This is a genomic window from Pseudomonas sp. MWU16-30317, from assembly GCF_020515695.1.
Taxonomy (GTDB): Bacteria; Pseudomonadota; Gammaproteobacteria; order Pseudomonadales; family Pseudomonadaceae; genus Aquipseudomonas.
Map to the genome: position 1 here is coordinate 585,060 of NZ_JAIWJA010000003.1, position 11,329 is coordinate 596,388.

Genomic DNA, 11,329 nt, shown 5'->3' on the forward strand with positions numbered 1-11,329 from the left:
CCCGCGAAGAGGCCGGCATGCCTTGCACGGATCTTGAAACAGATCGGCCGGCAGCGGGCTGTCTCCCACAGTTCCAGAGTCGTACAGCTGTGGGAGCAAGGCTTGCCCGCGAAGAGGCCGGCATGCCTTGCACGGATCTTAAAACAGATCGATCGGCGCGGACTCGTCGGCCGGCAGTGGGCTGCCTGGCGCCTGGCCGTTGCCCAACTCGCTGTTCGACGGCGGGCTGTCCTCGCTCTTGAACAGTTCGAAGTACGCATCCGGGGTGCCCGGGCTGGCGGCGCGACCGCTGACCGGGTCGACCCGCAGACTGACGATGCCTTCCGGTTCCGGTTGGGTGTGCGCCGGCTTGCCCTTGAGCGCCGCGCCCATGTAGTCCATCCAGATCGGCAGCGCCACGGTGCCGCCGAATTCCCGGCGGCCCAGGGTTTCCGGTTGGTCGAAGCCGGTCCACACGGTGGTCATGTAATCGCCGTTGTAGCCGGAGAACCAGGCGTCCTTGGAGTCGTTGGTGGTGCCCGTCTTGCCGGCGATGTCCGGACGGTTCATCGACAAGGCGCGGCGACCGGTGCCACGCTTGATCACGTCTTCGAGCATGCTGGTGAGGATGTACGTGGTGCGTCCATCGACGATCCGCGGTGCGATGATCGGTGCGCTAGGCGCGGCAGGTACCGCAGGTGCTACGGTCGCCGGGCTGGTATCACTGGTGATCAGCTTGGTGGCGGCTGGGTCCGGAGCCGGGATAGCGTTGGCGTCGGCCAGTTCCGGGTCGGCCTGGCCTTCGTCTGGCGGTACGGTGGCCGGATTGGCGGTGAACAATACGTCGCCGGTGCGGCTTTCGATCTGCTGGATCAGATACGGCGACACCTTGAAGCCACCGTTGGCGAAGCTGCTCCAGCCAGTGGCGATCTCCATCGGCGTCAAGGTGGCGGTGCCCAGAGCCAGCGACAGGTTGCGCGGCAGGTCCTGCTTGTTGAAGCCGAAGCGAGAAATGTAGTTGATCGCGTTCTCGACGCCGAGGCTCTGCAGCACGCGGATCGACACCAGGTTGCGGGACTTGTACAGGGCTTCGCGCAGGCGGATCGGGCCGAGGAAAGTGTTGGTGTCGTTCTTCGGGCGCCAGACCTTGTCTACCGATTCATCGACGAACACGATCGGCGCATCGTTGACCAGGGTCGCTGGTGTATAGCCGCTGTCGAGCGCCGCGCTATAGATGAACGGCTTGAAGCTCGAACCCGGCTGACGCTTGGCCTGCATCGCGCGGTTGTAGTTGCTTTGCTCGAAGGCGAAGCCGCCCACCAACGCGCGGATGGCGCCGTTGTGCGGATCCAGCGAGACCAGCGCGCTCTGGATGGTAGGGACTTGCGAGAAGGCAAGGCTGCCGTTTTCTTGACGCAGCACGCGGATCAGGTCGCCGACCTGTGCGACATCCGAAGGTTGGCTCGGCACGCGCCCGACACTGTTGGTATTAAGGAACGGTCGGGCCCATTTCATGGTGTCCCAGCTCACCTGTTCATCCTTGCCTTCGCGGGTCAGAACGGTGATGCCGGTCTTGTCGACCTGGGTGACGATCGCCGGGTCCAGCGAGTTGAGGGTGCGCTGCTTGCCCAGTTCGGTCAGCCAGGCGTCACGGGTCTTGCCGGGCAGACGCGATTCCGGGCCGCGGTAGCCGTGGCGCTTGTCGTACTCGATCAGGCCGTCGCGTACTGCGTTGTTGGCCGAGTCCTGGAGGTCGCTGGGCACCGTGGTGGTGACCCTGAAACCCTCGGTGTAGGCGTCTGCGCCGTAGCGACCGACCATTTCGGCGCGGGCCATTTCGGCGATGTAGGGGGCGTTCACTTCTGGCGTCGGCACGTGATAGCTGGCGTTGATCGGCTCGGCCAGGGCGCTCTGGTAGCTGGCTTCGTCGATCTTGCCCAGCTTGTACATGCGTCCCAGGATCCAGTCGCGGCGCTCCTTGGCGCGCACCGGGTTGGCCAGCGGATTGAAGCGCGATGGCGCCTTTGGCAAACCGGCGATCATTGCCATCTGCGCCAGACTTACGTCGCGGATCGATTTGCCGTAATACACCTGTGCGGCGGCTTCGATGCCGTAGGCGCGGTTGCCGAGGTAGATTTTGTTGACGTAGAGCTCGAGAATTTCGTCTTTGCTCAGTTGGCGCTCAATTTGCAAGGCGAGAAGAATCTCGTTGCTTTTGCGCGAGAAGCTACGCTCGCTGCTGAGGAAGTAGTTTTTTGCCACCTGCATGGTGATCGTACTGCCGCCGGTCTGAATGTGACCGGTGCGCACCAGTTGTCCCGCGGCACGAACCAGGCCGCTGGGATCGACCCCGTAGTGGTTTTCGAAGTTGTCGTCTTCGGCAGACAGCAGGGCCTGGATGAAGTGGGGCGGAATGTCCGAGAACTTGATGGGAGAACGGCGCATTTCGCCGAATTCAGCGATCAGTTTGCCGTCGCTGCTATAGATACGCAGGGGTATTTGCAATTGGACACTTTTCAGCATCTCGACGGACGGCAGGCCCGGGCTAAGATAGAGGTAGGCGCCGCTCAGACCGAGCGCAAGCCCGCAGAACACACCGAGGAAAGACCAGCATAAAAACTTCAGCAGGCGTATCAAGGCTTTTGGATTTCCAGATAAAAGAATGAGTTAAGCGCAAACGGGTAAAAACGGGCAAAAAGCGCTGCGCATTATAAGCATTTTTCGACACCAAGCGTCATTTGCGCTTCTGTCAAGACTGCTATTAAATGCATCGAATCCACAATGGTCCGTAAGTCACGGATAGTACTAGGGAAACGGTTGTGCTAGGACTCTTCAGCAAGAAAGCTAGTTCGCTTCTGGGGATCGATATCAGCTCCACCTCGGTCAAGCTTCTGGAACTGAGCCGTTCGGGCGGTCGGTACCGGGTCGAGGCGTATGCCGTTGAACCCTTGCCAGCGAACGCTGTGGTGGAAAAAAACATCGCCGAGCTCGAAGGGGTCGGGCAAGCCTTGTCACGGGTGCTGGTAAAGGCGCGCACGGGCACCAAAGGTGTGGCCGTGGCCGTGGCCGGCTCGGCGGTCATCACCAAGACCATCGAGATGGATGCCGGGCTGTCCGACGACGAGATGGAAAACCAGCTCAAGGTCGAGGCCGACCAGTACATTCCCTATCCCCTTGAAGAAGTAGCCATCGATTTCGAAGTGCAGGGCTATTCGGTGCGCAATCCCGAGCGCGTCGAAGTGCTGCTGGCCGCCTGCCGCAAAGAGAACGTCGAGGTGCGTGAAGCGGCCCTGGCGCTGGCGGGCTTGAGCGCCAAGGTGATCGACGTCGAAGCCTACGCGCTGGAGCGCGCCTATGGCCTGTTGGCCGCGCAACTCGGCCAGGGCGACGATACCTCGCTGACCGTGGCGGTGATGGACATCGGCGCCACCATGACCACCCTCAGCGTGCTGCACAACGGCCGCATCATCTATACCCGCGAGCAGCTGTTCGGCGGCCGCCAGTTGACCGAGGAGATCCAGCGCCGCTATGGCCTGACCGTCGAAGAGGCGGGGCTGGCCAAGAAGCAGGGCGGCCTGCCGGACGACTACGTCGCCGAAGTGTTGCAGCCGTTCAAGGACGCCGTGGTGCAGCAGGTATCGCGTTCACTGCAGTTCTTCTTTGCTGCTGGTCAGTTCAATGATGTCGACTACATCATGCTGGCCGGGGGGACTTCTTCGATCGCCGGCCTCGATCAACTGATTCAACAGCGTCTGGGCACACCGACGCTGGTTGCCAATCCGTTCGCCGACATGGCCCTGAGCAGCAAGGTCAATGCCGGTGCGCTGGCCAGTGATGCGCCGGCGCTGATGATCGCCTGCGGGTTGGCGTTGAGGAGCTTTGACTGATGGCGCAGATCAACCTCCTGCCGTGGCGCGAGCAACTTCGCGAAGAGCGTAAAAAGCGTTTCCTGACCATTCTGGCCGTGGTCGTGGTAGCCGGGATCGGCATCATCCTGCTCGCGGCCCAGTACTACAGCGGTGCCATCAGCGCCCAGACTGCCCGCGATGACTATCTGAAGAAAGAAATCGCCGTGCTCGACGCCCGCATCTCGCAGATCAGCGAGCTGCAGAATCGTCGCAAGCAGCTGATCGCGCGGATGAAGACCATCCAGGACCTGCAGGGCAATCGGCCGATCATCGGTCGGGTGTTCGATCAACTGGCCCGTACCTTGCCCGATGGCGTGTATTTCACCGAAGTGAAAATGGGTGGACAGACCATCGCCATTACCGGTTCTGCGGAATCGAACAACAAGGTTTCCGAGCTGATGCGCAATCTGGACGGTTCGCCGTGGCTCGGCAGCGCGGCGCTGACCGAGGTCAAGGCCAAGGCCGCTGGTGATCCTGATCAGAACAACGTCTTCCAGTTGACGGTGCAGCAGATCCATCCCGCTACCGAGGGGGACAACATCAAATGAATACTCCTCAGTGGATCGTCAATCTGCGCAAGGTCGAGCTCAGCGAGCTCGATATCAACAACATCGGCTCCTGGCCGGTGGCGATCAAGACCATCATCGCCTCCGTGCTGATGATTCTGTTGCTGGGGCTGGGTTACAACTTCTATATCCTCGACATGGAAAACCAGCTCGAAGCCAAGGTGGCAGAGGAAGAAACCCTCAAGCAGCAGTACAGTGCCAAGGCATTCAAGGCGGCCAATCTCGAGGCCTACATCGAGCAGATGAAGGAAATGGAAACCTCCTTCGGCGCCATGCTGCGCCAATTGCCCAGCGACACCGAAGTGCCCGGCTTGCTCGAAGACATCACCCGAACCGGCCTGGGGGCGGGGTTGGAATTCGAAGAGATCAAATTGCTGCCGGAAGTCACCCAGCAGTTTTACATCGAGTTGCCGATACAGATTACGGTCACCGGCAACTACCACGACCTGGCGACATTCGTCAGTGGCGTGGCCAGCCTGCCGCGGATCGTCACCCTGCATGACTTCGACGTCAAACCCGCTACCGAAGGCGATACCTCGCAATTGCGCATGAGTATCCTGGCCAAGACTTACCGCTACAACGACCGGGGGCTGGACAAATGAGGGTGTTGTCCGGGCTGTGCCTGGTGCTCTTCACGTTGCTGTTGGCGGGATGCGGTGACTCTGGCGACTTTGCCGACCTGAAGGCCTTCATGGCCCAGGTCAAGGCAAAGCCTCAGGGCAATATCGAGCCGATCCCGCGGTTTGCCCCGTATCAGGCGTTTGCCTATGAGGCGTCGGCGTTGCGCAGTCCGTTCCAGCCACCGGTCAAGGTCGATCTGGTGCATCGAGAAAAGGGCTCCAAACTGCTCAAACCGGACCCTAACCGGGTCAAGCAGTTTCTCGAAGGCTTCAATATCGAACAGTTCGAGATGGTGGGTACGCTGTCCAATGACAGCGGGTCTTTCGCACTGATTTCCGGTGCCGGCGGGGTGCATCGGGTCAAGGTCGGCGACTACCTGGGCCGTAACGACGGAAAGATTGTTTCCATCAGCGATTCACAGATCGACGTGGTCGAGATCGTGCCTGATGGAGAGGGAGGGTGGCTCGAGCGGCCACGTAGCATTTCCCTTAAAGAACGCTCGTAAATGGGCCTGGTCAAGCAAGCACAGTGGAACTCGATAATGAATAGGTTTTTTTCCGCGCTGGGCGTTTCGCTATGGATGGCAGTGTGCGCGCCCGCGCTGATGGCGGCGACCCTGAAGACTCTCGATGTCGCGGCGTTGCCAGGCGATCGCATCGAGCTCAAGCTAGGTTTCGATGCCCCTGTGCCTGCGCCCCGTGGCTACACCACCGACCAGCCGGCGCGCATCGCCCTGGATCTGCCTGGCGTGACCAACCAGGTGGCCAGCCGCAGCCGTGACCTGGGTGTGGGTAACGCTCGCAGCCTGGTGGTGGTCGAGACCAAGGACCGCACCCGTATCATTGTCAACCTCACCACGCTGGCCCCTTACAGTACGCGGGTCGAAGGCAACAACCTGTACGTGCTGGTCGGTCAGGGCGCCGCCGCACTGCAGGGCAAGCAGGGAGGCTCCGCGCCCCTCGCTCCACCCCCGGTGAGCCGCAATGCCGCCGTCACTGCTGCAGCCCCGTCGCGGCCCTTCGTGCCGGCCGTTGCTGGCAGAGCGATTCGCAATGTCGATTTCCAGCGCGGCGAGCTGGGTGAAGGCAATGTGGTCATCGACCTCAGCGACCCGACCATCAGCCCTGACATCCAGGAGCAGGGCGGCAAGATCGTCGTCAGCTTCGCCAAGACCGCCCTGCCTGATCCGCTGCGTGTACGCCTGGACGTGAAGGACTTCGCCACGCCGGTGCAGTTCGTCAACTCCTCGGCGGCAGGCGACAAGGCGCAGATCGCCATCGAGCCGAGCGGTGCCTACGAATATTCCACCTACCAGACCGACAACCGTCTGACCGTCAGTGTGCGGCCGTTGACCAATGACGATCAGCAGCGCCGTAACGCCGAGCGTTTCGTCTACAGCGGCAAGAAGCTGTCGTTGAATTTCCAGGACATTGATGTGCGCTCGGTGCTGCAGCTGATCGCCGACTTCACCGATCTCAATCTGGTCGCCAGCGACACGGTGCAGGGTGGTATCACCCTGCGCCTGCAGAACGTGCCGTGGGATCAGGCGCTGGACTTGGTGCTCAAGACCAAGGGCCTGGACAAGCGCAAGGTGGGCAACGTGCTGCTGGTCGCGCCGGCGGACGAGATCGCCGCTCGCGAGCGTCAGGAGCTTGAATCCCAGCGTCAATTGCAGGAACTGGCACCGCTGCGTCGCGACCTGATCCAGGTCAACTACGCCAAGGCCTCCGACATCGCCAAGCTGTTCCAGTCGGTGACCGGCAGCAAGGACAAGTCCGAGACGGCCCGTGGCTCGATCACCGTGGATGATCGGACCAACAGCATCATTGCCTATCAGACTCAGGAGAGCCTGGACGAGCTGCGCCGCATCGTCGCCCAGCTGGATATTCCGGTGCGTCAGGTGATGATCGAGGCGCGGATCGTCGAGGCCACGGTCAACTATGACAAGTCCCTGGGCGTGACCTGGGGTGGTCAGACCACCAAGGGCAAATCGACTATCTATGGTGGTCAGTCGGCGACGTCGTCCACTACCACGGCCGGGACATCCACGCCGTTCGTCGACCTGGGCGCGAGCAATGCGACCTCGGGCATCGGCATCGGCTTCCTGACCAACAACACCTTGCTCGACCTGGAGTTGAGCGCGATGGAGGCCACCGGCAACGGTGAAATCGTCTCCCAGCCCAAGGTAGTGACCTCCGATAAAGAGACCGCGAAAATCCTCAAAGGCACCGAGGTGCCTTATCAAGAGGCCAGTTCCAGCGGTGCCACCACGGTGTCGTTCAAGGAGGCCTCGCTGTCGCTGGAGGTCACTCCACAGATCACGCCCGACAACCGCATCATCATGGACGTCAAGGTCACCAAGGACGAGCCCGACTACCTCAACGAGGTCCTGGGTGTACCGCCGATCAAGAAAAACGCCGTCAACGCCAAGGTGCTGGTCAACGATGGCGAGACCATCGTGATCGGTGGGGTGTTCTCCAATACGCAAAGTAAAACCACAGCGAAGGTGCCATTTTTAGGCGATGTGCCGTATCTTGGCCGTTTTTTCCGCTCGGATACCGTGTCGGAAGCTAAATCGGAGCTGCTGGTATTCTTGACTCCGCGTATCATGAATAACCAGGCGATTGCCGTGAGTCATTGATTCTGTGCGAAATTTGATACTTGTTGGGCCGATGGGGGCAGGTAAAAGCACCATCGGCCGTTTATTGGCCAAAGAACTCAGGCTGCCATTCAAGGATTCCGACAAGGAAATCGAGCTGCGGTGCGGCGCCAATATCCCGTGGATCTTCGACAAGGAAGGCGAGGCGGGGTTTCGCGACCGCGAGCAGGCGATGCTGGCCGAGCTTTGCGATTTTGACGGCGTGGTCCTTGCGACTGGCGGCGGCGCCGTGTTGCGTCCGGAAAACCGTCAATCGCTGCATAACGGCGGTCGTGTGGTCTACCTGCACGCCTCGGTAGAGCAGCAGGTCGGCCGCACTGCCCGTGATCGCAATCGGCCACTGCTGCGCACGGCTGATCCCGCCGGTACACTGCGTGCCTTGCTCGAGATTCGCGACCCGCTGTATCGCGAAATAGCCGACCTGGTAGTCGAAACCGACGAGCGGCCGCCACGCATGGTGGTCCTGGACATTCTTGAGCGGCTACAACGTTTGCCTCCCCGCTAGCCTGTCAGCGGGGTCCAATAATTCGAGAGAGGGCGCGAGCGCCCGGCATCATGGGGTCACATGCAGACACTTAAGGTTGAACTCGGCGATCGCAGTTACCCGATCCATATTGGCGAGGGGCTGCTCGACCAACCTGAGCTGTTGGCGCCCTATATCGCGGGCCGGTCGGTGGCCATTGTTTCCAATGCCACCGTCGCGCCCCTTTACATCGAGCGCCTGACCCGTTCGCTGGCTGCCTACAAGGTGTTGCCTATCGTCTTGCCGGATGGCGAGGCGTTCAAGAACTGGGAAACCCTGCAAACCATCTTCGACGCACTGCTGACCGCGCGCCATGACCGCCGTACCACCATCATCGCCCTGGGCGGCGGTGTCGTCGGCGACATGGCTGGTTTCGCGGCGGCCTGCTATCAGCGTGGCGTGGATTTCATCCAGGTGCCCACCACATTGTTGTCCCAGGTCGACTCTTCGGTGGGTGGCAAGACCGGCATCAACCACCCGCTGGGCAAGAACATGGTCGGTGCTTTCTATCAGCCCCAGGCCGTGCTGATCGACACCGGTACGCTGCGCAGCCTGCCACCGCGCGAGCTGTCGGCCGGGCTGGCGGAAGTGATCAAGTACGGGCTGATCTGCGACGAGCCGTTCCTGACCTGGCTCGAAGCCAATGTTGATGCGCTGCGCGATATCGATGCCGAGGCGGTCACCGCCGCCATCAGGCGCTCCTGCGAGGCCAAGGCGCTGGTGGTCAACGCCGACGAGCGCGAATCCGGCGTGCGCGCCACGCTCAATCTTGGCCACACCTTTGGTCACGCCATCGAGACGCAGATGGGGTATGGTGTGTGGCTGCATGGCGAGGCCGTGGCGGCAGGTACGGTGATGGCTCTGGAAATGTCCATGCGCCTTGGCTGGATCAGCCAGCAGGATCGCGATCGCGGTATTCGCTTGATGCAGCGCGCCGGCTTGCCAGTGGTGCCGCCAGCTGAAATGACGCCCGAGCACTTCATCGAGCACATGGCAATCGACAAGAAAGTGATCGATGGCCGTTTACGTCTGGTGTTGTTGCGTCGCATCGGCGAAGCCGTAGTGACCGACGACTATCCAAAAGAAGTTCTTCAGGCAACCCTGGCTGCGGATTACCGCGCCATCGTCGCCCCGCTTTGAGGTCAATGAGAGTTCGATGACAAGTCTGCATGCCGATGAGGCCTTTCTCGGCCACTACCAATTGGACCACGATCCCTTTGCCGCCCGCGTCCCCGGCTTCAAATTCTTTCCGGCCCAGCGCAAACCGGTACTGGGGCAGTTGCATCACCTGGCGCGCTACAGCCAGCTGCTGTTGGTCGTCACCGGGCCGCACGGCAGCGGCAAGACCTTGCTGCGCCAGGCGCTGGTGGCCAGCACCAACAAGCAGTCGGTGCAAAGCGTGGTGGTTTCCGCCCGCGGCGCCGGCGATGCAGCCAGTGTCCTCAGTCAAGTCGCCGAAGCGCTCAACGTGCAGCAGGCCGATGTCACCCTGCTCCTGAGTCAGATCGTGCAACTGGCGCTGACCGGGCAGGAAGTCTACCTGCTGGTGGACGACGCGGAACAACTCGACGAATCCGCACTCGAAGCCCTGCTGGCGCTGGCGGCGGGCAACCCCGAGGGGCGTCCGCACGTGTTCCTGTTCGGCGAGCCGTCACTGCTGGCGCGCCTTGATGGCCTGGGTCATGAGCAGGAACGCTTCCACGTCATCGAGCTGGAACCGTACACCGAAGAGGAAACGCGCGAGTATCTCGCCCTGCGCCTCGAAGGGGCCGGGCAGGGGATCGCGCTGTTCACCAATGATCAGATCGCCGATATTCACGAGCAGTCCGAAGGCTGGCCGGGGTTGATCAATCAGGTCGCCCGCGACTCGATGATCGAGGCGATGATAGCCAGCCGCTCGGCGGTCAAGCGTCCATCCATGGGGTTCAAGATGTCGAAAAAACACGTACTGGCGTTCGCTGGGGTCGTTGTGGCCGCAGTCGCGGCGGCAGTCCTGCTTCCAGGTCACAAGGCGTCTACCGACGGCACCGCTCCGGCGCAGCAGGCGCAATTGCCGCTGGGTCAGGGTCAGCCAGGCACCGCCAAATCCAACCAGGACGGCAGCCCGGCGGTCGAGTTTGCCGGTAATTCCCAGCCAATGCCGTTGCCGATGAATGGCCAGCCAGTTGTCCGTGGTCCGCTGTCCGAGGCGACCGGTTCGGGCGATGCCGATGGTGAAGATGGGGCTCCCGCACCCGCAACCGCACCGACTGGGCCGACCAGCAGCTTCACGCCACCGACCGTGACCACCACCGCACCGCCTGTCGGCATTCCGGCTGGCCCGGCCGCTACCCAGGTGCCGGTACCTGCCCAGGCCAAGCCCGCCCCTGCCAAGCCAGCACCTGCGGCCAAGCCGCCCGTGCAGGTGGCCAGTGCCGCCAAGCCTGAGCCCAAGCTGGAACACAAGCCGGAGCCCAAGGCTGTCGAAAAACCGGCAGTTGCCAAGGCTGGCGCCGCCAGTGGCTGGTATGGCAGCCAGGCACCCGGTAATTATGTGGTGCAGATCCTCGGGACCAGCAACGAAGCCGCTGCTCAGAGCTACATTCGCGAGCAAGGCAGCGAGTATCGCTACTTCAAGAAAACCTTGCAGGGCAAGCCCCTCTACGTGATCACCTATGGCAGTTTCGCCAACCGCGCCGCCGCGCTGAGTGCGATCAAGAACTTGCCAGAGAAGGTCCAGGCTGGTAAACCTTGGCCTCGTACCGTTGCCAGTGTCCAACAGGACCTCGCAAGCACCCACTAAAGGCTCGCGGTGGCGCCATCCCTGCCACCCGCCTGACGTATCCATAGCTTACTGAAAAGCCTGCCGCGTTCGCGCGGTGGGCTTTTCTGTCCGCAGCGTTCCAAGGCTCTGGGTCGCCGCTGAGGGCATTGCGTCTGCCGGCAATTACCGGCAGACTCGCAAAAAGCTCGTAACACACAAATCTATAAAAAACGTTCAGAAACACGACATTGATATTCACGGTTTCGTCGCAAATTTGTGAGAGACCGTATCGCTGTGTACAATGACCTCCCTTTTGCCTCTGCAAAGCCC

General features: G+C 61.5%; 9 protein-coding genes. 8 read left to right on the forward strand and 1 reads right to left on the reverse strand.

The window, feature by feature from the left end; genetic code table 11:
• Positions 1 to 138 precede the first annotated feature (138 nt).
• A complete protein-coding gene (locus tag LIX93_RS11710; RefSeq protein ID WP_226504196.1) occupies positions 139 to 2,616 on the reverse strand; it encodes a penicillin-binding protein 1A in 2,478 nt (825 codons plus the stop codon).
• Between the two features lie 182 nt (positions 2,617 to 2,798).
• Between LIX93_RS11710 and LIX93_RS11715 the strand changes: the two genes are divergently transcribed.
• The 8 genes from LIX93_RS11715 to LIX93_RS11750 are packed head-to-tail and all read left to right on the forward strand — an operon-like array spanning position 2,799 to position 11,038.
• A complete protein-coding gene (locus tag LIX93_RS11715; protein ID WP_226504197.1) occupies positions 2,799 to 3,866 on the forward strand; it encodes a pilus assembly protein PilM in 1,068 nt (355 codons plus the stop codon).
• Positions 3,866 to 4,435: a PilN domain-containing protein gene (locus LIX93_RS11720; protein ID WP_226504198.1), complete on the forward strand. Its 570-nt coding sequence runs from the start codon at positions 3,866 to 3,868 to the stop codon at positions 4,433 to 4,435. The genes LIX93_RS11715 and LIX93_RS11720 overlap by 1 nt, the downstream gene beginning before the upstream one ends.
• Entirely contained in the window at positions 4,432 to 5,055 is a 624-nt protein-coding gene (gene pilO, locus LIX93_RS11725; RefSeq protein WP_226504199.1) for a type 4a pilus biogenesis protein PilO, read from the forward strand. Before LIX93_RS11720 ends, pilO begins: the two co-directional genes overlap by 4 nt.
• Entirely contained in the window at positions 5,052 to 5,579 is a 528-nt protein-coding gene (gene pilP, locus LIX93_RS11730) for a type 4a pilus biogenesis lipoprotein PilP (protein WP_226504200.1), read from the forward strand. Before pilO ends, pilP begins: the two co-directional genes overlap by 4 nt.
• 36 nt (positions 5,580 to 5,615) lie before the next feature.
• Positions 5,616 to 7,715: a type IV pilus secretin PilQ family protein gene (locus LIX93_RS11735; RefSeq protein ID WP_226504201.1), complete on the forward strand. Its 2,100-nt coding sequence runs from the start codon at positions 5,616 to 5,618 to the stop codon at positions 7,713 to 7,715.
• Positions 7,716 to 7,719: 4 nt separating this feature from the next.
• On the forward strand, positions 7,720 to 8,238 hold the full coding sequence (aroK, locus tag LIX93_RS11740; RefSeq protein WP_226504202.1) for a shikimate kinase AroK: 519 nt from the start codon (positions 7,720 to 7,722) through the stop codon (positions 8,236 to 8,238).
• 60 nt (positions 8,239 to 8,298) lie between these two features.
• Positions 8,299 to 9,396, forward strand: a complete 1,098-nt coding sequence (gene aroB / locus LIX93_RS11745; RefSeq protein ID WP_226504203.1) for a 3-dehydroquinate synthase — start codon at positions 8,299 to 8,301, stop codon at positions 9,394 to 9,396.
• A 16-nt stretch (positions 9,397 to 9,412) separates the two neighbouring features.
• Positions 9,413 to 11,038: an AAA family ATPase gene (locus tag LIX93_RS11750; RefSeq protein ID WP_226504204.1), complete on the forward strand. Its 1,626-nt coding sequence runs from the start codon at positions 9,413 to 9,415 to the stop codon at positions 11,036 to 11,038.
• The last annotated feature ends 291 nt before the right edge of the window (positions 11,039 to 11,329 follow it).